This is a genomic window from Mastigocladopsis repens PCC 10914 (assembly GCF_000315565.1).
Taxonomy (GTDB): Bacteria; Cyanobacteriota; Cyanobacteriia; order Cyanobacteriales; family Nostocaceae; genus Mastigocladopsis; species Mastigocladopsis repens.
The window spans coordinates 4,947,471-4,970,537 of the sequence record NZ_JH992901.1 but is presented as its reverse complement, the minus strand read 5'-3'; the positions used below and the strand labels follow the sequence as shown (position 1 = coordinate 4,970,537).

The window sequence follows — 23,067 nt, the reverse complement described above, 5'->3', positions numbered from 1 at the left end:
TATTTGTTATTCTTTCTGAGACTTGAACAGAAGACCCTGAATAGCGGCATTTAAGTAACCAATTTGACCATATGCATACACAAGTTTATCAAAGCGTTCCGCCGGGTCACTAAAATACTGTAGTGTTTTATACAAGCCACGCAAAAACCGTTCACTGCCACGCTGCAATTGACCTAAACCAGCTTTGCCGGCAAGTTGTTCCCGATAGCACTCACTAATACCTTGCCACCAACCTCGGTTGAAAAACCAGGAGCGTTTGAGGCGTTCTGGGGCGACATTGTGAGCAACAAGGGCGTTGGGAAGATAAGCAACTTGCATTCCCCGTTGGAGGGCAAGTTCGGTCATTTGCAGTTCTTCATTTGACAATAATTTTGTACCTACTCGACCAAGATGGATATCAAAACCCCCTATTTCTTCAAGAAAGCTGCGGCGTATAGAGTAGTTCAAACCTCTGGGGGTTTGTCCTGGGTTGTCGATGTAGACAATACTCTCGCCTAAGTCATATGCCCCTAAATTGGCAGCTAATCCCGTTGATAGCCAAGGTGGGGGTTGAATTCCTTCGGGCCATAATAGAGTCACTTTGCCACCCGCAATCACGAGTTTAGGGTTATCTTGATAAGCCGAGTACAAAACCTGTAACCAGTTGGAGTTTGCCTCTGCATCGTCATCAAGATATGCCAAAATTTCAGAACTAGCAACTCTCGCGCCAGTGTTGCGGGCAACAGATAAGCCAATGGCTGGTTCAAAGACATACTTAAGGCGAGGATTGTGGCTTCTATGTTCTACAACTTCGCGAGTGCGATCGCTCGACCCATTATCCACGACCACGACTTCAAAGTCACCGACAAAATCCTGCGCCAAAAGGCTATCTATAGCAGCGCCTAAATAAGTATCTCGATTGTGAGTGCAGATAATGGCAGAGATTTGCGTGTTTGGCATAAGCTTTAAATTTGGGTTTTTGGACTTTATTCGTCGTTGGTTGTTAATTATTGGTTATTTTAGGAACCATAACCATTAACTACTAACCAATAACCAATAGCAAAGTCCAAACGTAGCCTGCTCTTCAGCTAATCTATACCAAAAATTTCCGACTCACCAACCGAGTTTTTTCGGAAAAAGGAAATTATATTAATTTTTTATACAATATTTTTGTAGAAGAATTCAGAACTCAGAATGTCCCTAACGTACAATGCAGAGGATTTAGCAACCTCACAATGATTGATATCTTAAATCCACAAAGAGGCTGTATCTCGACTCAACACCGAGTTGCAAAAGAACCATAGCTGGTTTGGTGACTCCTGAGTTCTGTGTTCTTTCTTAGTCAAATTTCACTGCAATTGAATGTGACCATGCAAAATCACAAGAGTTTCTGCCAGTTGAGTGAGACGGGTTTCTAGATATTGCTTTCGCCCCAAGAGTTGACGCAACTTTTGGTAACGCGCAATTGCCATACTTACGCTAACAACCTGTTCGGGTGGACACGGACGCGACCACACTTTACCAGAAGCATCCAAACCATACAGATGATACCCAGCACGGGGCGATTGGCAGGATACTTTGCTATCAGGCGCGCAAATTTCTTCTACGTAGTCCATCAGGCGGTCAACTTCTGCATGGCGCAGTGTTGCCGTTCCTCCTGATTCTAAACCATGTTCGTGGGACTCTAACCAGCCATTAACAATCGGTCCTTCTAAATAAATATCTTGAATCTGCCGCACGATTTTTTGCAGTTCTCTTTGCCACGAGGCAACACTTTCCTGAATTTCTTGCAACAAATTCATCGCCAAGGCAGGATTTGCTCCGTTGCGATGGCTAGTAAGGCTAGGAGTTTTGAACTTGGGTAGGCTTGGTGCTTTGCAATCGCTCTCTTGTGCTGGAAAAGTCTGCACAGAGGTATCGTGGATGGCTGAGTTTTGTTCTGATTGGGTAGAAGGTTCCTCCTCAGACGGCTCAGGATGGGTTGCTGAGCTTTCCGTTCCCCCAACGCTGATCCGAAACGATAGAGACCGCTTTGTCGAACCATCCAATTCCTCAGATCCAGCAGTGTTGCGAGTCCCTAAATCGTGTAGAGTTGCCTCTATGCGTTTTATGCCTGCTTTCATAACGGATATCTCAAAAGTGTGCTGTGCCTTGTGGTGTTCAAGGATGAAGGCAGCTATGCTGAAGGATAAAGGATGAAAAATTAATGACACTTAATTACTTCATACTTTAGACTTTTTGCTTTATACTCACTTTATACTTCTGCCTTCTGATGATGCTGGTACTAGTCTTACTATTAAAAGTTATTTTGGCGACAAGTTGCCAGCCTTATAGTGAAAAATTTTAGTCAAAAACTTTCTGCACTCAGCGTTTAGCCGTTACTTAACTCAATAGCTAATAGCTGATAGCCTAGTAGAATTGCAACCCCTCTCAATTCAACATACTTGGTAAAGAGCTTTGAGTAAAGTCATATTAGTGACCGGACCAGCACGCTCTGGCAAAAGCGAATGGGCAGAAATCCTGGCAATGCAGTCACAAAAAGAGGTTATTTATGTGGCAACGGCAGTGGAAAGCTCAGATGATAAGGAATGGCAGCAACGTATTCAACAACATAAACGACGCCGTCCTCAAGATTGGGTGACATTAGAAATGCCATATGAATTGTCTGCTGCTCTTGCTGACGCTAAACCAAACATCTGCCTTTTGGTAGATTCTTTAGGCACTTGGGTGGCAAATCTTTTGGAACAAGACGAGTTGACCTGGCAAAACATCGTCCAAGAGTTCTTAGAAACAGTCCAGTTAGTTGCTGCCGATATAATTTTTGTAGCTGAAGAAACTGGTTGGGGCGTCGTCCCAGCTTATCCTACTGGTCGAACCTTCCGCGATCGCCTAGGTCAGTTGGTGCGTCAGTTGGGAGTTATCTGCCAAGAAGTTTACTTGGTCACTGGGGGTCACGTTCTCAATTTGAGTATGCTGGGTTCCCCTTTGCCAAGCCCAAGAGAGTAGGGAAGTAGGGAGAATGACTAAAAATAGTTCACAACTAATAACTATTCTTAATTGTTTATTTAATATTCCTTATTTAAAAACCAGAATTTACAATCTAAGATTTTAGTATGGCATCACAAAAAGACGTAAAAAAATACTTAGCTTACTGGTTCCAGCTGGGTAAGAAAGTTGTAATTAACAACGGTACGGCAACCTTACAGCCGCAAGAGATCATCAAAAGTGACCGTTACAGCGATGAGTTTGAAGAGTGCTGGCAGAAAATTATTTCACCTGAATCGGGGGATTGCTACCTGGAAGGTACGCAAGAAACCATAGCAGAATTGCTAACTCCTGCTTGGGATCTGTCTCCTTGCGCTCGTTGCAGTATGCCAGTACCTGTAAGAAATGTGGGCATGCCCCCGTTACTATGTCCCTGCTTTGATTTAACCAACTGGCCCAATACAGAATTGCCGGCACCGCGATCTCCAGTCAACAACCAAGAGCAGCTGATGGCAATTCGTGCTCGGCTTTTGAACAATCTCTGATGAACAAGCAGTTAAATACATAATCAATAATCTCATGCAAAGACGTTAAGAAGCAAACTTTTCTTAGCGTCTTTGCGTATATACGTATGTCAAAAAGCAAGTTTATTTACAAAATCGGCTTTCCACCTATTCTTTTTATGTATTTTCCGGAAATAACTTGCTTGGTCAGCCTACAACTTTTTCTTCTTGTCATTTTCCTTAGATTTGCAGATAATCTTGCCCTGAGAAAAAGAGACTTTCTGCCAAAAGAATTTTGCTTTTTTCCGTGCCACTATAGAGAATAGAGAGCCAAATTCAGTAAGAGGAAGGCAGAATAAGGCTGTGCAGATAACATTTCTAGGGACAAGTTCCGGTGTACCTACGCGATCGCGCAATGTTTCCAGTGTCGCTCTAAGATTACCACAACGAGCTCAGATGTGGTTATTCGATTGTGGCGAAGGTACTCAGCATCAAATTTTGCGGAGTGACCTAAAAAGCAGCCAACTCTCCCGAATTTTTATCACCCATCTGCACGGCGACCATATATTTGGCTTGATGGGTCTTCTTGCTAGTTGCGGTTTAGCTGGAAATGTACAACGCGTTGATATTTATGGTCCACCTGGATTAAATGAGTACCTGCAACTTGCCTCGCGCTACTCCCATACCCACTTTTCCTATCCTGTTAAAGTTCACGTCGTACAACCAGGGGTGGTTTACGAAGATGATGAATTCACTGTCACCTGTGGTCCTTTGCATCATCGCGTGACCAGCTTTGGCTACCGGATTTGTGAGAAAGACCGACCAGGACGTTTTGATGTAGAAAAAGCTAAGGCGTTGCAAATTCCTCCTGGTCGTATTTACGGTCAACTCAAACGTGGTGAAGTCGTGACCCTTGCTGATGGGCGAGTGATTAACGGTAAGGAACTATGTGGACCCACGGAAATTGGACGCAAAATTGCCTATTGTACAGACACAATTTATTGTGATGGTGCGGTGGAATTAGCGCAGGATACAGATGTGTTAATTCACGAAGCAACTTTTGCCCATCAAGATGCAGATATGGCTTTTCAAAGGTTGCATTCCACAACCACAATGGCAGCGCAAACGGCTTTAGCCGCTGGAGCACATAAACTGATCATGACACATTTTAGTCCCCGCTATGCTCCTGGAAATGTAATAGAGTTGAAGGATTTGCTTGAAGAAGCTCGTGCTATTTTTCCCTACACAGACATGGCATATGATTTTATGACTTATGACGTACCAAGGCGGCGGGATAAGGAGTTAAATAAGACGGAGGCTGTAGTTTAAATACAGCCCTTATAACCAACTTTACATCTAGTCCCTTCAAATGACATCTTGCACCAGATGTAATAGCCGCTTACCAAAGCTTATAAAGCCTTAGCTGATAGCGAAAATCCTCGCGCATAGAATTTACTACTGACGCCGTAAGAATTTCAGTCCATTTTAAGGAACTTGATACTAGAAATTCCCTCCACACAAGCGTATTTGTTTATTTTCCGCTCATTTTCTGTCATCTTTATAAAATCTTTAATTCTCAGAATCAAGAGAATTAAAGATTTTTCGGTGTTTTATCTCTTCTTAAGTAAGCTAATACACAAAACTACAAGTTTAGACTCACAAAGAGGCAGCTTCTAAGCAGCTTGATATCAAACATATTGTATACAATTGTTATTTTTATCAAAATGTTACTTACAAAAAAATCAGGCACAACTTACTTAGGACTCTTGAACCACTAGTTCTATTTTTGTCAAAACATAAACATTCAAGGTTTTCTCTTTACTTATCTTGTTCTCATAAACGTTGAGAGTTAATAACTACCTAGAAAATTATAGATACGTGTTTGTAAAAATAGGTATTTTTCTACACAAAGAAATATATCGTCCTACAAAACTTAGTGTTTTAGTTACCTATAACCGTAGCAAGATTTATTACCTACTTAAACTCAGCCGAATCCTTGGATAAAAAGCTTACCAAATTAGCACAAAGTTCAAAGAACTCAACTATTAACGATATGGTAAAGATAGACGGACAGGGTTGACTATCTCAATAGTGTCATTTAGCTTGAAAAGAAACCGAAAAAACTCAAAAGATGTTAAATCCTGTAAATATTGTCGTCTTAAACCAATTTTTCTTCCTATGGTTAGATATTTTTTAAAATATGAGTCATCAGTCATCTATGTCTAACTTTTTAACTCATGAATGAAAACTAAGCTGAATCTTATCCCCAAGTTGGAATAGTGTATGATGTAGGGATAAAAGAAAAAGTTTAGAAGTTATAGAAGTTCAAACTCAATTTGTTGTCTTTTAACGAACTCCCTGCTGTAGATGCTCGTAGGACAGCTTGCCGTAGGGTACTCCCTTGAACTCCAAAACGCCTCAAAAAAGTTTTTTCACAATCTTGTAGGAAAAGTCATTCAATATAATTTAAGAGGGCTTGAATTGTGGCTGACATGAGTCTGGAGCATAAGCAAATAGTTATTGCTTCTCCACAAAGCAAGGTTAAGGGCAGAAAACTCTCTACAATTCTGCTTCGCCGACGCTTACAAATTCTGGGTATTTCTGGCGTAATCATGTCGGTTACTAGCCTTCTAACTTTAACTGCAAAACCGATCCACCAGAGTTCTATGCAGATACTGGTCAGTTCCAAGCTCTTTGAAGGGGTAGGGTCAAATCATATCCAAGAAGGTGCAGACAGCAAGTTTAGTGATCCTAATTTTGAGAGCGTTGACTACACTGCTCAACAAAAGCTGATGCTGAGTTCCAATTTGATACAAAAAGCAGTTAATTTGCTTCGTTTTGAGTATCCATATTTGACAGTAGAACATATCAAAGGCAAGAAGGGTCAACAAGAACCTTTGGTGATCACTCCCTTAGAGCGGCAGACAGTAGGTCATAAAGTAATCAGTCAAGTCTTTGAAGTTTCCTTCAAGAATGACGATCCAGTAAAAGCACAAAAAGTTCTGCAAGCCCTACAAAAAGTCTATCAGGAACATAATATAGAGTTGAGAAAACAGAGCCTTTCTAGAGGGCTTTCTTTCATAAACGAAAGACTGCCCAAGGCCAAAGACACAATGATTCAAGCTGAGAAAAATTTAGAACAGTTTCGTAAAACACATCATTTACTCGACCCAGAAGTACAAGGCAAAATTCTTCTGCAATCTCTTGCTGACATTAAGAAACAGCTGAGAATCACTCGTGCTCAACTTAAAGACTTACAAGCTCGTTACGACAACTTGAAACAAGAATTGTCATCTTCACCCAAGAACGTACTCCTCTCCTTTCATGTGAGTCAGTCAACCCAGTACCAAACACTACTTAATGAGATTCAAAAGACCGACCTAGCTTTAGCTCAGGAGCGATTACTCTATACAGATGACTTCCCAACAGTCCAAAAACTGATACAGCAGCGACTTAGTCAAGTGGCGCTCCTACAAGAAGAGATTAAACGAGCGCTGGGAGACAAAGCTGTGCAAGCACTCTCGGATACTTTGTTCAAAGAAAAGCCGTCGGGAACAGAAGTCTCATCTGATACAGAAGAACCTCTACTGACAGGAGGACAAGTAGCACAGATTGACCTGAAGCTTTTGGAAGAGTTAATTCAGATGCAAACAGCAGTCTTGGGACTGCGTGCCAATGAAAAGAGTCTTGCTGACTCAGAAGTGCAAATGCAGGAGGAACTCACTAGATATCCAAGTTTGATAGCAGAATACAAACGTCTGCTGCCAGAGGTGGAAACAAATCGCAAAACACTTGAGCAACTGATGGCAATGCAACAATCTTTAGGATTGATGATTGCTCAAGGAGGGTTTGATTTCCAAGTATTGGAAGAACCTCAACGGGGAACTTCTCTGGGTGACAATAAGCTATTCATATTACTTGGAGGAGTGCTATTGGGACCGATTTTAGGTGTTGCCGCAGCCTTGATATCGGAAATCTCTAACGATGTTATCTCTTCTCCAGAAGAGTTACAGAGGCTAACAAACCTCCGTTTACTAGGAACAGTCCCAAAACTTTCACTGCTTAGTACGAAAAAGAAGTTGTTCCGCCTGTCTTTGCAACGAGTACTCGCTGGCTTCTCATCAGAAGCAATATCTGGTGAAAAGCAGCTTAACGTCTACGCCTTATTGCCTTCTCACGAAACGCTTGATATGGCGTACCAAAACATTCAGATATCAAAGTCTTTTGTTCCCTACAAATCTTTGATGTTCACTTCAGCATTGCCAGGAGAAGGGAAGTCAACCTTGGCGCTGGGACTGGCGATGAGTGCTGCTCGTATGCATCAACGGGTTCTATTGATTGATGCCAGCCTGCGACAACCCAACCTACACAAAATCTTGGGTTTAACTAATGATTGGGGACTATCCCTATTATTAGTAGAGGAAACAAATTCCTCAGTTAAGGAATACATCCAACCCATTCATCCCTCTATTGATGTTTTGACTGCTGGACCTACACCTGAAGATACAGTTAAGCTATTAACCTCTGCGCGGATGAAAGAACTGCTGAAGTTTTTTGAGCAAACTTATGACGTTGTGCTCATAGATACTTCTCCTATTCTTGGCACAGTTGATGCCAGAATTATGGCATCTCTTTGCAATGGCATTGTCATGGTAGGGCGCATGAATCGAGTGACTCGGAATTCCCTAATTCAAGCGACAGAAATTTTGAGTAACTTGAATCTGATTGGGATTATTGCTAATGGAACGAACCGTTCCCTGTAACTATCTCAGTCCAGTGGTCAAAAATTGTTACAAGCCAGGGATTTCATTCCTTGGCTTGTAGCTTAAAGTCCAATACGGTTCAGATAAGATTTTTTTAGGTGCGACACTTAATGTAGAGACGTGCCATGGCACGTCTCTACACGCATGAAATTGTTACAAATACCCCTTAACTGAACCGTATTGGCTTAAAGTCTTAAGTTGCCTTTTTTTCCACAAATGCAAGCTGTCCTTCCTTGTAAGCTTGCCGCAGAGCTACAGCTTCAGCCACAATTTTCTGTGCGCTCAACCCCTCCTCATCCATCATCTTTTGCAGAGTCGTTCCAGTCCGGTCATCTGTTTCGTGAATCGGCGGAACTTGGCAGTACCTCCCTCCATTCTTTGTGCGCCGCCAAATACTTGGTTTTTCAAGTTTTAGTTCCTTAGGAACGCGCTGTTCTTTAATTAGGGAACGCACAGCTTCTTGGGTGATTGCAGTTAAGTCTAGCAGCCTATCTATGACTTGCTTGTACTTCTTGCTATTCTCCGCTAGCTGATATACGGTACTTGGCTCAATTTGTGCTAACTCTTGCGGCGAAAACTTTTGAAATGCTGCTGCAACCTTAAGATATCTTTTTTCCTCACCTTTCCAACCCTGAGCAGCAAGGAGCTTTCTATACTCTTTGAGTGAGCGCTGCTGTTTTTGCTTGGCTAACCAAAAGGCATGAAGCAGAATTGTTTCGGTGGCATCAGCAAGCATTTGAAAGGAAATACTGTTGTCAACAAGGCTTTTGACAGCAGTATTTCTTTTTTCTAAAAATTGTTGCTCAAAATCTGATTTTGCAATTGCTTGTTTGTCATCTTGGGCTGCAATTGCGCTCTTTACTTGTGTCATCATGGTGTTAAATACTACTATATTTTTATCTGTTCCTTGTTCCCTCAGACCCTTGCTCTTTGACTTCTTTGAGGGCTTGCTTAACTCAATTCTGTGGTTGTTCTACCAAGACATGAGTGTTGCCGTACAAGCCTCTCGTTCTACTAGAGAAGAGCCTCATTATAGTCTTTCACAAGCACACTAACGTGGGTCAAACGACTGAGCATTTGGAACTCCTATCCTAATTAAGGGCGATTGCGCGGAGCGCAGCGCCGCAAGCGGCGAATCGCCAAGATTCAAAGGTTTCTTACTAGAACAATTGTACTACTTTAGATAAAAGAAGAACCCCCAAATATACTCGATTTTTGGGAAATATTATGAAACCTATTTGACATTCACACTACGGTCATCCAAAGCTGTCGTTCTGTTAGGGAACTTTAATGTTTCTTTTATAAGTCTTTATTATTTCCTTACATTCTAAAGCGACATCATGATTCTGTCTGTTGCAACTCAATTCCCGACAAAGAGACCAACCCTACAATTTGGTGCCTGTGGTCAAATTGTCAAAGAAATGCAAAAAGCCCTAAACCAGCGGCTCGTTCAATTAGATACCGTATCAGCATATCCTTTATCGGTTTCTACCACAGGTTACTTTGACCGAGAAACTAGGGATGCTGTAAAATATTTACGTGTCTTACTTTCCTAACGATAGACGGAGTTGTGGGAGAAAAGACTTGGGCATATTTGTGCCACGGATCTGCTAGCTTACCAAAACTTTGTGTTGGCAGTAGTGGAACTATAGTGAAAGCTGTTCAAGAAGCCCTTAACGTTGGTGGCTACTACTTTGGTGTTATTGATGGTGTTTTTGGAGCAAAAACTGACGAAGCAGTCCAGGCTTTTCAAGCAGAACACTATCTAGTAAGTGATGGCATCATTGAACCACTGACTTGGTATGCATTGAGCAAGTTAGATGTCTATGCCTCTCGTTGCAGCGTCAATATATTTCGTGAGTATTGAATGTTGCCGTTGCTTTAATTTCAGTTAGAGACAAAGTTAGAGACATGAATAATCAATCGCGCCATGGGACCACAGGGGCGGGCGCTGTGCGCCAATGCCCTTTGGGCGGCTCCTTCAGCCCATCATGCCAGTGTTTACTGTAGTGTAACTCACTAATTTAACTGTTAATTAACCTTTTTTAAGGAGAATTCAGAACACAGTACGCAGGACTCAGAATAATACTCTTTCTCCTGAGTGCTGAGTTCTTGAGTGCTGAGTTCTTTTTGTTTATACAACAGAGTGGAGTATATCAAGCAGTAGTGTTGTCTCTCCAATCTAAGTAGCATAAGCAAAACTTAACTTTGATTGTAGTAGAAATGTCAGCAGTTTATCTGAAAAAAGGAGGTTCATTCAGATATGAATTAAAAAGCACTTTTTAACAAAAAACTGATGCTAATGAAAAATTTTGCTTACGGCGTAGTGCTAGCTTCTTGCTGGCTGACATCATGGGTTGTATCTTCTTTAGCTGTCAATGACATTGTATCTTCCGAATCAGTCAATACTAAAACGATTTCTGTTAAGAAAACGGAGTTTGGGGTTTTAAGAGACGATAGTAATGGTAAAGTAACCTTTATCCCTACAACTAACGTGCCACACAAAGAGGGAAATCGGTACGGATGGCGAATTCAGCTTAAAGACTCTCAAAGTGAAGTGACATGGAGAGAAGTTCTTCGCTTACCCAAACTCCCAGAAACTTGGAGTACTGCGAGTGGTGAAAATTTTTCAATATCAGCTGATGGCATGGAAGCAGTGACGAAGCGTACACAGGTGGCAAAAAAAGGAGTGATTGAAAATTTTTGGACTATTGCTTCTGGCGACCCTACTGGTAAACATACGATCACAGTCTATATTAATGATCGTCGCATTAGTTTTTTTGAGTTTGAGGTTGTTCCTACTAAGAAGTAACAGTTAGTTGATTGCGAGTAGCGATCAATATTTTGTATAGGAGTTCATAAATTTTGACTGTTGACCTGGGGCAAAGCAAAGCGTAAAGTAATAGCGAGTTACGACCTTGCACCAGGTCGCATCTATATTAAATTATCTTGTATGTCACCACATCTTACTCCTCCAACAACAAAACCACGAGTTCCTCATTTTTCGTCTGGTCCTTGTGCGAAACGTCCGGGTTGGTCTGTTTCCAAATTAGAAAACGCTTGTGTAGGTCGCTCTCACCGTTCTGCGGATGGCAAAGCTCGGATAAAGGAAGTCATTGAGCGCTCCAAAAAAATTCTCGGTGTTCCTGCTGATTATCGCTTGGGTATCGTTCCAGCTTCCGATACAGGCGCAGTGGAAATGGCATTGTGGTCATTGTTGGGAAAGCTCCCCGTCGATATTTTGGCATGGGAAAGCTTTGGTTTGGAATGGGTTAAAGATGTCGTAGATGAGCTGAAGTTGTCTGATCTCCAGATTCTCAAGGCACCTTATGGCAGTTTGCCAGACTTCGACCAAGTTGACTTTAGTCATGACGTAGTGTTTTTGTGGAATGGCACGACATCAGGTGTTAGGATACCCAATGGCGATTGGATAAAAGGCGATCGCCAAGGTCTGACTATCTGCGATGCCACCTCGGCTGTTTTCGCAATGGAAATACCGTGGGAAAAGTTGGATGTTGTCACCTACTCTTGGCAAAAGGTTCTGGGAGGAGAAGCCCAGCATGGAGTTATCGTACTTTCACCCCGCGCTGTCGAACGCCTAGAAAGCTATCAACCTGCTTGGCCCCTACCTAAGCTCTTTCGCTTGACACAAAAAGGCAAATTGATTGAAGGAATTTTCCAAGGGGACACCATTAACACGCCATCAATGCTGTGTGTAGAAGATGCGCTTGATGGATTAATTTGGTCAGAAAGTATTGGTGGGCTTCCAAGCCTGATTCGTCGTAGCGAAGCGAATCTAGCAACAATTGCCCGCTGGGTTGAGCAAAGTGATTGGGCAGCCTTCCTGGCAGAGAAGCCAGAAACTCGTTCTTGTACCTCCATTTGTCTCAAGATTGTTGATGATTGGTTTACAGCCTTAAGTCCGGAAAAGCAAGCAGAATCTGCCAAGAAACTGGCGAAACTTTTGGAAAAGCAAGAAGTGGCTTTTGATATCGCATCCTACCGCGCCGCACCGCCTGGGATCAGGATTTGGGGTGGAGCCACAGTAGAAACAGCGGATATTGAAGCGTTGCTACCGTGGTTGGATTGGGCATACGCTACTGTGAAACAAGAGTAGGAATTTTCACAGTTTCAAGAATGCTGTTGTGCCCATTTTTCCCACAGAGGATGCACATCCTCTGGCTGTCCTTCATAATTGAGCATCTCGTCTGAAATCATCACCCAAGGTTGGGCGCTACGTGTCCAAAGGTTACCCACGGGACGTAACCAACTTGTGTCATCTAGCGTTCCGGCTTTGACGTTGATGGTTTCTTGACTGTAAGTCCGCTCATGGAACAGCCGTGTCCCACAGTCATCACAGAACAGACAAGTCACCTCACGTCCACTATCGGCTTTACGTGTCCAAGCTTTCGGTTGTCCTTGGACAATGACAACAGTATCTCGTGGCACAGTGAGGGACATTCCAAAAGCACTGGAAGATTGTTTCTGACATTCTTTACAGTGGCACAGATAGAGAGTTAACGGTTCAGCACAGATTTCATAACGAATTTGTCCGCACTGACAGCCTCCGGTGTATGGAGCGCTCACAGCTTTTCTCCCCTTTGCAATTTGGTGCTGCCTGATTGTACCTGAAGCTGCTTTGATTTTGAATCTAAAAATTCTCTGTTGACTTTTCCGGAATTGGCATGCCTCTTGTGGTAGTTTTTATTAACGTAATCACTTATATCTAATCTCTTATAATTAGCCAACCGAATATAACCCCTCTGTCTATTATTGAAGCCCAGTCACAACGACTGGGCTTTTGGCTATGGGCTGATGCATCGGCTTCCCTTGAGGGACACGCACCGGATGTGGAAGTCGATTTCATTTGAGAGATTGCAAGCCTGACAAGTTCAACCCGATTTTCCAGATAGGGACTTCCAGTCTAGTTGCTTTATCTGGCATGAGCGTTTTGTTAAACACGCTATGCCTTCTTCACTCGGCAGGCAAAGCACTTAAATGCTTGCTGTCCTGAAAGATTGTCATAGTACTGGTTGTCTATCAACTGGTTAGCTGCTTCGTAGTAGGGGGTACGGAGTTCTTGGGCCATTTTCTGCTCTTGACCGAACCAATTAGGCACAAAAATTGTATCCTCTCGAATCCCCTCCCAAATCAAAGCTGTACCTCTGATAGACCCTCTGGGGCTTTCGACAATGATTTCATCAGCGTTGTTAATACCTGCTGCTTGTGCTACTTTCGGGTGGATTTGAACGAGGCGAACACCGTTCATTTGTTTGCCCGTATAAGTCCAGTGTGTAACCGAGTGAAAATGAACCACACTGGATCTGCCAGTCATCCCCATCAGCGGATACTGCCGATGAACCTCGCCAGAGGAGACCTTCCCTAATTTGACCTTGTGGGTGAATGCCTGCGGGTTCACCGGATTTTTCACCAGTTGCTCTGTATACTCGATGGTCGGATGGCGACCAGTAACTTCCGGATGGGTGTAGAAGATGGGTAGGGCGGCGTGTCCAGCACTGGCTAGCTGCTTTTGCATCTCGGGCGTATAAATCTCTACCTTCCCACTGGGCGTGAGGAATCGCTTGCCTTTGTTCTGAGGATTGAGCGCCTGTGCTGCACTATACCAAGAAGCATGATCCAGGTAAAGAGTACTGACACCGGGATGATCCACTGATGGGCAGGGCCAGCGCAAGGGTTCTGAACGCTTGGACATCCGTTCGGTCGTCATACCGCCCATACCGGGAGTGTTTGCCACGAAAGTTGCCCAAAGATTGCCGTAATCTTTCCATGCTAGAGGAAAGTTCTCTGTCCAGTATTGAGGTCGATTGCGTTTATCTAACTTTGCTGTGGCGTGTGCCAGATCAATCCAGATGTGCCAGTCTGGTTTGGACTCTCCCACTGGGGGAACAACTTGCTTTTGCCAACGGATTGCGCGGTCATCTCGCCGCATATAAACGGTTTCCATTTCAAAGCCACTGGTAACAGGTAGGATGATGTCGGCATAGTAGGCAGACTCCTCCATAAACAATCCGGTGTAGACGTAAAAGTCCAGTTTGCGGTAAGCCTCCTGTACTTTACCTGTCTGCGAGGAGGCAAGAAGAGGATTCCCCTGGGTGACAATGGCTTTTAACTGGTATGGTTTGCCTGTGAGGATAGATTCAGCAAAATAATCTGGTCCTACGGGCAGCGCAACATCTTTCTTTGGTGTCTTGCCTTTGATTGATGGCAGATTTAGACCACCGGGCCAGGTGTTGTGCATGAAGTTGCAACCCCCACCATTGATGCCAATGTTACCTGTGATGGCGGCAAGGAACGCCAAAGTGCGGTAGGTGTCGAAGGCTCCCAACTGGTGAGAAATACCAGCATTGCAGAAAATGGCAGCGGGCTTAGTTGTGGCGTAAGCCTTAGCAAGGCTCTTAATTTTAGTTGCAGGAATATCCGTAATTGCCGCAGCCCACTCAGGTGTATAGCCGTTACTGACAAGGTGCTTTTTTAGTTCATCAAAGCCCAGTACCCATTTTTGCACAAAGGCAGCATCGTACAGGTTGTTGGTGACAATGTGGTGAAGCATTGCCAACACGAGAGCCAAGTCAGTGTGCGGCTTAGGTGCAATCCATTCATCTGCTTGCGCTCCCGTAGGAGTTAAGCGGGGGTCGATGACGACTAGCTTGGCTTTGGTAGTCGCGCGGCTTCTAAGAAGATAGGCGAAGGTCACTGGATGAGTTTCCGCCTGGTTAGTCCCCAAAAAGAGAAAAAATTTGGCAGACCCTAGGTCTTCTTTGCCAGTTGCGCCATCGATACCGTAGCCGTTCGTGAAATTCCCTAGACCAAAAGTCCATGCCAAGGCATTTCCACCTGCATCATTGCAGACAGGACCCACATCGGTGTCGTTGGGACTGCCTAGGAGAGTGAAGTAGCGTCCGACCAGAGAACCGGTGCCGCGTGGTAATCTGCCTGAGGTTTTATTGGCGATCGCCCTAGCATCTCCTGCATCCCTCAACGCCAGAAACTTGGCGGCGATGGTCTCTAACGCTTCCTCCCAAGAAATCGGCTCAAATTGAGAATCGGGTGAACCCTTTTCACCTGCAACCCGCTTCATCGGGTGAGTGAGGCGGAAGCGGTTATAGACCAGTTGGGTCATCATCGGACCCTTGACACACAAGCCTCCTGCCTGTACTGGATCATCCGGTTCGCCCAAGACATTTATAATGTGTCCGTCTTTTACATGAACCTTTAAACCGCACAGAGAGTTGCAGAATTGGCAGGCACTATCCACAATTTTGTCTGGCTGGAATGCAGCGGATTTCTGGGTAAAATCAAATTCAGTTGGTTGGAGATTGACTGCGCTATTGTGATTTTCCTCAGCAGCATCTGCCTCCTGTTTTTTCAGTAACTCTGCTGTGGTGACAGTGGCTGCACTGACTGCTACCCCTGTGAGAAAACCGCGCCGTGAGGTCTTTTTCCTGCGTGACATCATTGGGATGCTCCCTATGAGTTAGTAAGAGGGTGTTGATAATCTTCTTATTAAGTACTTGTTGATATCCTTATACAAATGGAGCCAGCAACACCAGCTGCTTGTCCAAACTCATCTCCATGTTTTGCTCCAAAGTTGAGAAATATCTGCTCCATCCTCTGCCGTTTTGCAGCATTCGCGTCTTAGGAAAAGTTAACTATGATTCTCTATTACCTTGTCGGTTCTAAATTTGAACTCTAGCTGTGGAATTCGCCAAAAAAGCCGCTTGAGTTGTAGCTATCGTTTTGACACCACTTGCAAGTGGTGATATATTAATTATGACACCACTTACTGTGGTTACACAAAAAGTGGGAATTGCAATAGGTATTTAGCAGTGGTGGAAAAGCAAATTGCACTACTCAGTGAACTGGGTTTAACTGGATATGAAGCTGCGGCTTACCTAGCACTGCTTGGGCGCAGCAGCTTCACCCCTACAGAACTGGCGGCGCGTGCGAAGATTCCACGACAACGCATCTACGATGTCCTGGAATCTCTTGAAGAAAAGGGGCTGTGTATCTCCAAAGACACCTCCCCACGCTCCTATTTCGCCAATGCTCCCGATTTAGCGCTGGAAGCACTCAGTGGACAGCGTGCAGAGGCTCTGGAGCGCGAGCGGCAACAAATGGTTGCTCGCACAAAAGAGCTGATTGAGGATCTATCTCCTGTTTATCAAGTTGGGCGCGGTCAAAATGACCCCCTGGAGTATATTGACGTGCTTGGGAATCCATCTCGAATCGCTAGCAAGGCGCTGGCGCTGGCGCAAACGGTTCGTGTTCGGGTCAATTCCTGCATCAAACGCCCCCTTATTGTCACCCAGGAGCAGAATTGGCGTCTCATTCGTGAGCCGCTCTCGCGCGGAGTTTCATACCGCGCCATCTACGAAACATCTGCCCTTGAAGACGAAGAACTTCGCATCTGGCTTGCCACTTTTCATGCGTGGGGTCAACAAATCCGTTTAATTCCCGAATTGCCCATTAAGATGCAGGCGTTCGACGACAATATTGTACTCATTTCCATGCAAGACCCGGTCGGGAGTCCACCTAGCTTCACCGCTCTTGCTATTAGGCACAGTGGCATGGTGGCGATGATAAACCTGGCATTTGAGCAACTTTGGGAGCGCAGCGAGCCATATTCTGGCTGACACCATTACTGAGGAAAGCGAGTATGTTAACTGACAGCAATACAATCTACGCTGAAGGATATCAACCCGGCTGTATTGGACGCATTACCGAACTACACGGACTCTATTACAGTCGATGTTGGGGTGTAGGTGCAGATTGGGAAATTATGCAGGCTCGTGAACTCTGTGACTTTTGGGAGCAATACGATACGGAACGTGACTTTCTGCTGACAGCGCTTTGGGATGATCGTCTCATTGGGTCTGTTGCTATAGTAGGGAATGCTGACAACTGTGACCCTACTGATGGAGCGCGGCTGCGTTGGTTCATTGTTGACCCTGCTTATCAAGGTCGAGGTATTGGTAAGACTCTTCTCAACCAGGCGATGGACTTCTCCCACCGCAAAGCATTTCCAAAAATCTATTTATGGACAGTTGATGGGCTTCCTCAGTCTCGACACCTTTATGAAAGTATAGGATTCCGTGTCGTTGCACAGGAGGTGGACACACGATACGCCACTCCCCTGCTGAACTTAAAGATGGAGAAAAAACTTACTTGTAGCAACTTCCAAAAATGAAAGCCTGACGCAAAGATCAGCTACAGCTTCCAGAACAAAAACAAAAAGCACTCAGGAGTGTTACCGTGTTTCCACCCTAAGTGCTCTTTGCTTTACACTTGCTCCTCACACACACAAATAGACAATAACACCCTCTTAATCCAAAAGCAAGTATGGTAAGTGACACTTTAAAAACTGAACCTCTTGCTTCTGGACACAGATAGCAAAAAGCGCCTGGACGTCTTGCCGTGTTTCGACTCCAAGCGCTTTTTGTCTTCAACTTACTCCTCACACCATCTAAACAATATCACGCGTTAAATTAGATGCGATATATAGTAAGTGACACTTTGGCAACTGCTCTACTATCTTAAGGCGTATGGCATAATTTGTTTTCTATCTCTCATGGCTTGTGTTAAAATCCACATCCGTCATAAGGCAGAGATTTTTAATGTAGAAAGTGACGAATACCTGTCAACACCATGACTAAACCTAGTTCATTAGCAGCTTCAATGGAATCTTGATCGCGCAAACTTCCCCCTGGTTGCACAATAGCCGTAATTCCTGCTGCTGCGCCTGTTCTGACTGAATCGTCAAAGGGAAAGAATCCATCACTGGCAAGAATTGCACCTTTGGCTTTTTCTCCAGCTTGTTCTAAAGCAATTTTAACTGAGCCAACGCGGTTCATCTGACCTGCACCCACACCCAAGGTTGTGCGATCGCTACTCACAACAATTGCATTAGACTTAACGTGTTTGCAAACTTTCCAAGCAAACAGCAATTCTTCCAACTCATCATCAGTAGGTTTCTTTTCGGTGACGACTTGCCATTGATTAGTATCCGCAACCACATCGTCTGAAGCTTGCACAAGGAAACCGCCTGCAATAACTTTTACAGTTTCTTTCGGTCCACTGCTCAATTCTGGTAAAATTAATACGCGCACTTTTGATTTAGCAGCCAGAATTTCCTGTGCTTCGCTATCACAACCTGGTGCAACCACGCATTCTAAAAAGGTTTTTGTTAACTCAGTAGCTGTGACTGCATCAATTGGACGGTTGAGTGCGACAATTCCACCAAAAGCAGAAACAGGATCAGCGTTGAATGCTTTTTGGTAAGCTGCTTGCAAAGTATCTCCTAAGGCGACGCCGCAGGGATTTGTGTGTTTGATAATTACTGCTGCTGGCGTATCGGGGAATTCAGAAATGATGCGCCTTGCTGCTTCTAAATCAACTAAATTATTGTAACTAAGTTCCTTACCTTGAAGTTTCGTAGCAGCTGCCCATCCAGTTGAAGTCGTACCAGTTTGATACCAAGCTGCGCTTTGATGGGGATTTTCGCCGTACCGGAGAGATTGTAGTTGTTTGCCCGAAAGGGAGTACTGTTGAGGTAATTCCCCCTCTTTACTAGTGGGGGTAAGGTGACTGCTCAGGTATGCAGCTATTGCCTGGTCATAGCTCGAAGTATGCAAAAATCCTTTTAAAGCGCACCTTTGCCGAAACTCTAAGGATGGTTCACCATTTGAGCGGCGCATTTCCTGTAAATATTCTTCATACTGCCCCGGTTCACATAAAATTGTCAGATGGGCAAAGTTTTTTGACGCTGCCCTGAGCATAGCAGGACCACCGATATCAATTTGCTCGATCGCCTCAGGTAAAGTCACGCCTTCTTTAGAGATCGTTTCTGCAAAAGGATAAAGATTCACCACGACTAAATCAATGGGGCGAATTTGGTTATTTTCCAAATCTGCGATATCTTCAGGGACATCCCGCCGTGCTAAAATGCCGCCATGTATCCGAGGATGCAAGGTTTTGACTCTACCACCTAGAATTTCTGGAGAACCTGTGTAATCAGCAACTTTCGTCACTGGTAGTCCTGCATCTTTCAGTGCTTTGGCTGTACCTCCACTGCTGATGAATTCAAAATCAAATTCTTCTACTAAGCTACGGGCAAGGTCAATTAATCCTGTTTTATTAGATACACTCAGCAGTGCTAGACGCGCCATATTTCCCAAGCTTCCTTTGGTGTATATACAGTTAGTGCAGATGTCTATTGTACAAACCGGCAAGGCACGTAGACGCAAAGCGGCTTGAACGGGTGCTTGGCGTGAAGACGAAATGAGTCTTGCTACTGGTAAGCATGGTGGAATTTTCAAGTTTTTAGAACGAACCTTCGATGATGAAAGTGCCAAGATGGGAAGGAATTGGACAGCACAAAAGTTTTCCGTCGGTATTCGTTCGCCACGTGGAGGACGCTGGGACACTTCGCGGGTTCCAGACGTGGTAGTTTTACCGATAGAGCAGTGGGAAGCGCTCTTCAACAGGGAAGCAGTCATTGAACTCAACGAACCTCCCCCCATACTCGTGGTAGAAGTCGTCAGCGAATCGACTCAAACCACAGATTACCGCAGCAAGCGTTCCGAGTATGCCGTCCTCGAAATTCCCGAATACTGGATTGTTGATCCCATTCAAGAGGTGGTAACGGTATGCACCTTAGTAGAAGGGTTTTATGATGCTGTTGCATACGTAGGAGAAGAACGCATCATCTCTGCTACTTTCCCAGGATTGGATTTGAGTGCCAAGCGAGTGCTGGCTGGGCGGAACTGATGCGCCGTCTCTGCGAGAGATTACTTTACCTTAAATAGGGTACTTATACGGATAGTTTCCGTCTAATGTCGGAAAAAGAGCCAAGAAAATTCAGTGTAACTAATCCGAACAGGGTAATTATACGGAAAAATCCCCTATAATAAATACTTAGGCTGCTAGTTATCTGTTGACTTACGAAGTTGTGCTAAGCTGCCCCTTAAAATAGCAAGATTTCAGTTGATTCTATGAGTCAGCAAACTTACTTGAAAGTCCCCTTTGTTTGGGAAGGGTCTAAACCGTTGATTGAGGTTCCTTCTCGATTGGAGTTCAAACCTGCTAAAACGCTGAGTCATGAAGTGTTAGTTTCAGCAGTTGCTCAGGTTATGGAGTCATCGATTGATGCCAGCGATCAAAAACAAGTCATGGAACGTGGTTCTCGACAAGTTGCGGAGCAGTTTCTAGCTGAGTCGAAAGATGGATTCTCGTATCAAAATGAATGGTGGCAGATTGGAGTTACTAGCGATAATAAAGCCGTTGGGTTTGTTTTCCCTGTGATCTATCAGGGCTGTGCTAAAGATGGTTTGGAAGAAGCAACTATCTACTACATTGGAGTTTTGCCAGAATATCGTGGACAGGGCTTTGCAACCGATTTATTGTTAAAAGGAACGAGGGTACTGCAAGATGTAGGAGTTTGGAAGGTGTTGTGTGATACAGATGTGAACAATATCCCGATGATTTCTACTTTTAAGCGAGTTGGATATCAGCAGTACAGTGAGCCTTGGCAACGTCCCCTGTAGGTATGCAAGTCTTAGAACGTCAACGTCAAGCAGCAGTGATCCGACAAGAAGCTGAACAACGTTTTAATCCGGTTGGAATACGCGATTGCCCAAGGGGCACTGCGCTCCGCGCGATCGCTTACTGGCTAGACGAAGTCAGCACGAGTAATTCAAAATGCTACGATTCCGAAGTAATGAAAATTTCAATAATCAGATTGTTCGTGGTGTTCTTCGGCAGAGTCCTAGTGTTGATATTTTGCGTATTCAAGATGTTGACTTATCGGGAGCCAATGATCCGACTGTTCTAGAATGGGCAGCGCAACAGGAACGCGTTGTCCTAACTCATGATGTTGCTAAGATGATAACCTTTGCTTACGAACGGATTCAAGCAGGATTATCTATGCCTGGATTATTTGAAGTCAGCCGTCGTGTCTCAGTAAGTGCTGTTTGGCTGTTTGCCGCGGCACAACAACTGTGTTGCAGGGGACGATATCAAGGTTACTGACCGCCGCTGAACACAACCGTTGCGCTGTTTGAGTTTCTGGTTGGGGCAGTAACCTGAAAGTTAGTTGTGGCTATTCTAAGGTTCAGTTATTTGCAAACCCCGAGAATGTGGAATTGGTGGTCAATTTCAAAGTATTGTCAGGTTTCGAGATAAACTGAGGGCTGCTCACCTGTAGCAGCTTTTCTATGCTCATTCCAAATGCAGGGAATGCCGTTGTTGATATTCGTAAACTTCGTGACTACTGCCTGAATCCAGAACACGACGATGGTAAGCACAAAGCCCGGCTTTTTGCGTCAATTCTTGGAATGACGGCTGATAATGCTGAGGAGTTACGTCAGATTTTGCTTGAAGTCGTCAAAACTCAGGAAGCCCACTTGGGAAGGCGAGATGAGTTTGGGCAACGCTACACTTTAGATTTCACGATTGAATGGCAAAATAGAAGTGCAACCTTGCGGAGTGGCTGGATCATTGAGCATGGTTCGGAGATTCCAAGATTAACGACCTGCTATCCTCTGTAGTCAGTGGAGGTAATAAGTATGATGAATAATACAGCCAAGTTGTTAGATGTTGTAGCCTTGACGGTTGACCTGCCCCAATACAACCTGTGTCGGGGACAAGTTGGAACGATAGTTGAGACATTAGCAAATGGCACAGCATTTGAGGTTGAATTTAGTGACCGTAACGGGCGTACCTACGAATCTCTAGGATTGCGTCCAGAGCAAATCATGGTGTTACGTTTCGAGCCAGCAGCACCTGATACAAAAGCCGAAACGGAAATTTTTCGTAGAATAAAGAGTTAGCTTGCAAAATTCAGTATTGCATCATGGATGTATACTCTCATCCAAGGCATGAAGATCCATGAATGATAGAACCCAATATCTATTGGAATTAGCAAAGCACAACGTCAAAGCTTATATCGCTAATCCAAAAACCAAAGCCGCAATGGTCGCGGGTTCAGTCGCAGAAGGGCTGTGCGATGAATATTCCGATTGCGACATGAGTATCTATTACGATGAGTTACCTTCTGAACAAGAGTTGCAAGTTGCGCGTCAGCAAAATCAGGGTTCAGAGCGCCTTTGGATTTTGGGAGATAGAAGCGACGGCGGTTTTGCCGAGAGTTACATGGTCAACGGTGTGGAGTGTCAGTTTGGTCACGTCACGATCGCACAATGGGAGAAGGATATTTCAACCGTTTTAGAACAGTTTGATATTCGCTCTCCGATGGTAAAAGCGATGTCCGGAACATTGGTAGGGATTTCGTTATACGGCGAAACTCTGATTCAGCAGTGGAAAGCCAAAGTTGCGAATTATCCTGACGCACTGGCGCAGACTATGGTTGAGCATTACCTCAAGTTCTTTGCAATCTGGGGAATGCAAGAAAAACTTGCCAAGCGCGATACAACGCTTTGGTATTATCAAATCCTAGTTGAGTCAGCCCAAAATCTCCTTGGTGTGCTGTCTGGATTAAACCATTTGTATTATTCGACGTTCCAATTCAAACGGATGAGCAGGTTTATTGAGCAAATGGAGATTGCTCCTGAAAATCTTGCCTCTCGTCTCGAAGGCTTGTTTCATACTGAAGCTCATATAGCGGTCAATCAACTTGAAGCGTTAGTTCGAGAAACTGTAGAGCTTGTAGAAATTCATATGCCTCAAGTTGATACCTCATCAGCAAAACGAAGATTAGGGTGGAGACAACAGCCGTGGGAACTCGGCACAGGGAATCGGTAAGGACTTGGCTGATACAAAATTTTTTATCTTATCAGTGCAGACTTTTTATGCTTGACTGT

The 23,067-nt window shown here is 44.3% G+C and carries 22 protein-coding genes; 16 read left to right on the top strand and 6 right to left on the bottom strand.

Annotated elements, in window-relative coordinates; translation table 11 throughout:
• Window positions 1-6: 6 nt before the first annotated feature.
• Together MAS10914_RS0124100 and MAS10914_RS0124095 are read right to left on the bottom strand one after the other, a co-directional pair.
• Window positions 7-939: a glycosyltransferase gene (locus MAS10914_RS0124100; protein WP_017318510.1), complete on the bottom strand. Its 933-nt coding sequence runs from the start codon at window positions 937-939 to the stop codon at window positions 7-9.
• Between the two features lie 389 nt (window positions 940-1,328).
• The gene (locus MAS10914_RS0124095) at window positions 1,329-2,102 is read right to left on the bottom strand and encodes a hypothetical protein (RefSeq protein WP_017318509.1); all 774 of its coding nucleotides are present in this window, start codon (window positions 2,100-2,102) and stop codon (window positions 1,329-1,331) included.
• A 334-nt stretch (window positions 2,103-2,436) separates the two neighbouring features.
• On the opposite strand from MAS10914_RS0124095, the gene cobU reads away from it, so the two are divergent.
• From cobU to MAS10914_RS0124075, 4 genes are all read left to right on the top strand, one after another.
• On the top strand, window positions 2,437-2,985 hold the full coding sequence (gene cobU / locus MAS10914_RS0124090; protein WP_026082781.1) for a bifunctional adenosylcobinamide kinase/adenosylcobinamide-phosphate guanylyltransferase: 549 nt from the start codon (window positions 2,437-2,439) through the stop codon (window positions 2,983-2,985).
• 107 nt (window positions 2,986-3,092) lie between these two features.
• Window positions 3,093-3,509 (top strand): hypothetical protein, encoded by a 417-nt coding sequence (locus MAS10914_RS0124085; RefSeq protein ID WP_017318507.1) that lies wholly within the window; start codon window positions 3,093-3,095, stop codon window positions 3,507-3,509.
• Between the two features lie 321 nt (window positions 3,510-3,830).
• Complete coding sequence (locus MAS10914_RS0124080) at window positions 3,831-4,796, top strand: ribonuclease Z (RefSeq protein WP_026082780.1); 966 nt, start codon at window positions 3,831-3,833, stop codon at window positions 4,794-4,796.
• A gap of 1,163 nt (window positions 4,797-5,959) precedes the next feature.
• Entirely contained in the window at window positions 5,960-8,230 is a 2,271-nt protein-coding gene (locus MAS10914_RS0124075) for a GumC family protein (RefSeq protein WP_033366498.1), read from the top strand.
• Window positions 8,231-8,423: 193 nt separating this feature from the next.
• Here the strand turns inward: MAS10914_RS0124075 and MAS10914_RS0124070 are convergent, their stop codons facing one another.
• Window positions 8,424-9,104, bottom strand: a complete 681-nt coding sequence (locus MAS10914_RS0124070; RefSeq protein ID WP_026082779.1) for a hypothetical protein — start codon at window positions 9,102-9,104, stop codon at window positions 8,424-8,426.
• A 466-nt stretch (window positions 9,105-9,570) separates the two neighbouring features.
• On the opposite strand from MAS10914_RS0124070, the gene MAS10914_RS0124065 reads away from it, so the two are divergent.
• The 4 genes from MAS10914_RS0124065 (at window position 9,571) to MAS10914_RS0124050 (ending at window position 12,347) form a co-directional block, all read left to right on the top strand.
• Entirely contained in the window at window positions 9,571-9,786 is a 216-nt protein-coding gene (locus tag MAS10914_RS0124065; protein ID WP_017318503.1) for a peptidoglycan-binding domain-containing protein, read from the top strand.
• A gap of 14 nt (window positions 9,787-9,800) precedes the next feature.
• Window positions 9,801-10,097: a peptidoglycan-binding domain-containing protein gene (locus tag MAS10914_RS32300; RefSeq protein ID WP_071599854.1), complete on the top strand. Its 297-nt coding sequence runs from the start codon at window positions 9,801-9,803 to the stop codon at window positions 10,095-10,097.
• Window positions 10,098-10,526: 429 nt separating this feature from the next.
• A complete protein-coding gene (locus MAS10914_RS0124055) occupies window positions 10,527-11,042 on the top strand; it encodes a hypothetical protein (RefSeq protein ID WP_017318501.1) in 516 nt (171 codons plus the stop codon).
• Between the two features lie 141 nt (window positions 11,043-11,183).
• Window positions 11,184-12,347, top strand: coding sequence for a phosphoserine transaminase (locus tag MAS10914_RS0124050; RefSeq protein ID WP_026082778.1), 1,164 nt, complete (start codon window positions 11,184-11,186; stop codon window positions 12,345-12,347).
• A gap of 14 nt (window positions 12,348-12,361) precedes the next feature.
• Here MAS10914_RS0124050 and MAS10914_RS0124045 read toward each other — a convergent pair whose 3' ends face one another.
• Both MAS10914_RS0124045 and MAS10914_RS0124040 read right to left on the bottom strand, forming a co-directional pair.
• Window positions 12,362-12,817, bottom strand: coding sequence for a GFA family protein (locus tag MAS10914_RS0124045; RefSeq protein WP_026082777.1), 456 nt, complete (start codon window positions 12,815-12,817; stop codon window positions 12,362-12,364).
• Window positions 12,818-13,193: 376 nt separating this feature from the next.
• Window positions 13,194-15,707, bottom strand: a complete 2,514-nt coding sequence (locus MAS10914_RS0124040; protein WP_026082776.1) for a molybdopterin-containing oxidoreductase family protein — start codon at window positions 15,705-15,707, stop codon at window positions 13,194-13,196.
• A 370-nt stretch (window positions 15,708-16,077) separates the two neighbouring features.
• On the opposite strand from MAS10914_RS0124040, the gene MAS10914_RS0124035 reads away from it, so the two are divergent.
• Window positions 16,078-16,884: a TrmB family transcriptional regulator gene (locus tag MAS10914_RS0124035; RefSeq protein ID WP_017318497.1), complete on the top strand. Its 807-nt coding sequence runs from the start codon at window positions 16,078-16,080 to the stop codon at window positions 16,882-16,884.
• Window positions 16,885-16,907: 23 nt separating this feature from the next.
• The gene (locus tag MAS10914_RS0124030; RefSeq protein WP_017318496.1) at window positions 16,908-17,438 is read left to right on the top strand and encodes a GNAT family N-acetyltransferase; all 531 of its coding nucleotides are present in this window, start codon (window positions 16,908-16,910) and stop codon (window positions 17,436-17,438) included.
• Window positions 17,439-17,862: 424 nt separating this feature from the next.
• Here MAS10914_RS0124030 and purH read toward each other — a convergent pair whose 3' ends face one another.
• Entirely contained in the window at window positions 17,863-19,416 is a 1,554-nt protein-coding gene (gene purH, locus MAS10914_RS0124025; RefSeq protein WP_017318495.1) for a bifunctional phosphoribosylaminoimidazolecarboxamide formyltransferase/IMP cyclohydrolase, read from the bottom strand.
• Between the two features lie 112 nt (window positions 19,417-19,528).
• On the opposite strand from purH, the gene MAS10914_RS0124020 reads away from it, so the two are divergent.
• From MAS10914_RS0124020 to MAS10914_RS0123995, 6 genes are all read left to right on the top strand, one after another.
• The gene (locus MAS10914_RS0124020) at window positions 19,529-20,017 is read left to right on the top strand and encodes a Uma2 family endonuclease (RefSeq protein ID WP_017318494.1); all 489 of its coding nucleotides are present in this window, start codon (window positions 19,529-19,531) and stop codon (window positions 20,015-20,017) included.
• A gap of 224 nt (window positions 20,018-20,241) precedes the next feature.
• Window positions 20,242-20,793: a GNAT family N-acetyltransferase gene (locus tag MAS10914_RS0124015; protein ID WP_017318493.1), complete on the top strand. Its 552-nt coding sequence runs from the start codon at window positions 20,242-20,244 to the stop codon at window positions 20,791-20,793.
• 154 nt (window positions 20,794-20,947) lie between these two features.
• Entirely contained in the window at window positions 20,948-21,277 is a 330-nt protein-coding gene (locus MAS10914_RS30965; protein ID WP_017318492.1) for a DUF5615 family PIN-like protein, read from the top strand.
• Between the two features lie 185 nt (window positions 21,278-21,462).
• A complete protein-coding gene (locus MAS10914_RS0124005; protein ID WP_017318491.1) occupies window positions 21,463-21,795 on the top strand; it encodes a DUF6883 domain-containing protein in 333 nt (110 codons plus the stop codon).
• An 18-nt stretch (window positions 21,796-21,813) separates the two neighbouring features.
• A complete protein-coding gene (locus MAS10914_RS0124000) occupies window positions 21,814-22,077 on the top strand; it encodes a DUF4926 domain-containing protein (protein WP_017318490.1) in 264 nt (87 codons plus the stop codon).
• A gap of 58 nt (window positions 22,078-22,135) precedes the next feature.
• Window positions 22,136-23,008: a hypothetical protein gene (locus MAS10914_RS0123995; protein ID WP_017318489.1), complete on the top strand. Its 873-nt coding sequence runs from the start codon at window positions 22,136-22,138 to the stop codon at window positions 23,006-23,008.
• Window positions 23,009-23,067 lie beyond the last annotated feature (59 nt).

What these genes read in the sequence shown, in the direction of transcription:
- MAS10914_RS0124100 (WP_017318510.1), bottom strand. Translation starts at nt 939, where the DNA reads ATGCCAAACACGCAAATCTCTGCCATTATCTGCACTCACAATCGAGAT.
- MAS10914_RS0124095 (WP_017318509.1), bottom strand. Translation starts at nt 2,102, where the DNA reads ATGAAAGCAGGCATAAAACGCATAGAGGCAACTCTACACGATTTAGGG.
- MAS10914_RS0124085 (WP_017318507.1), top strand. Translation starts at nt 3,093, where the DNA reads ATGGCATCACAAAAAGACGTAAAAAAATACTTAGCTTACTGGTTCCAG.
- MAS10914_RS0124075 (WP_033366498.1), top strand. Translation starts at nt 5,960, where the DNA reads ATGAGTCTGGAGCATAAGCAAATAGTTATTGCTTCTCCACAAAGCAAG.
- MAS10914_RS0124070 (WP_026082779.1), bottom strand. Translation starts at nt 9,104, where the DNA reads ATGATGACACAAGTAAAGAGCGCAATTGCAGCCCAAGATGACAAACAA.
- MAS10914_RS0124065 (WP_017318503.1), top strand. Translation starts at nt 9,571, where the DNA reads ATGATTCTGTCTGTTGCAACTCAATTCCCGACAAAGAGACCAACCCTA.
- MAS10914_RS0124055 (WP_017318501.1), top strand. Translation starts at nt 10,527, where the DNA reads ATGCTAATGAAAAATTTTGCTTACGGCGTAGTGCTAGCTTCTTGCTGG.
- MAS10914_RS0124050 (WP_026082778.1), top strand. Translation starts at nt 11,184, where the DNA reads ATGTCACCACATCTTACTCCTCCAACAACAAAACCACGAGTTCCTCAT.
- MAS10914_RS0124040 (WP_026082776.1), bottom strand. Translation starts at nt 15,707, where the DNA reads ATGATGTCACGCAGGAAAAAGACCTCACGGCGCGGTTTTCTCACAGGG.
- MAS10914_RS0124030 (WP_017318496.1), top strand. Translation starts at nt 16,908, where the DNA reads ATGTTAACTGACAGCAATACAATCTACGCTGAAGGATATCAACCCGGC.
- purH (WP_017318495.1), bottom strand. Translation starts at nt 19,416, where the DNA reads ATGGCGCGTCTAGCACTGCTGAGTGTATCTAATAAAACAGGATTAATT.
- MAS10914_RS0124020 (WP_017318494.1), top strand. Translation starts at nt 19,529, where the DNA reads ATGAGTCTTGCTACTGGTAAGCATGGTGGAATTTTCAAGTTTTTAGAA.
- MAS10914_RS0124015 (WP_017318493.1), top strand. Translation starts at nt 20,242, where the DNA reads ATGAGTCAGCAAACTTACTTGAAAGTCCCCTTTGTTTGGGAAGGGTCT.
- MAS10914_RS30965 (WP_017318492.1), top strand. Translation starts at nt 20,948, where the DNA reads ATGCTACGATTCCGAAGTAATGAAAATTTCAATAATCAGATTGTTCGT.
- MAS10914_RS0124005 (WP_017318491.1), top strand. Translation starts at nt 21,463, where the DNA reads ATGCTCATTCCAAATGCAGGGAATGCCGTTGTTGATATTCGTAAACTT.
- MAS10914_RS0124000 (WP_017318490.1), top strand. Translation starts at nt 21,814, where the DNA reads ATGATGAATAATACAGCCAAGTTGTTAGATGTTGTAGCCTTGACGGTT.
- MAS10914_RS0123995 (WP_017318489.1), top strand. Translation starts at nt 22,136, where the DNA reads ATGAATGATAGAACCCAATATCTATTGGAATTAGCAAAGCACAACGTC.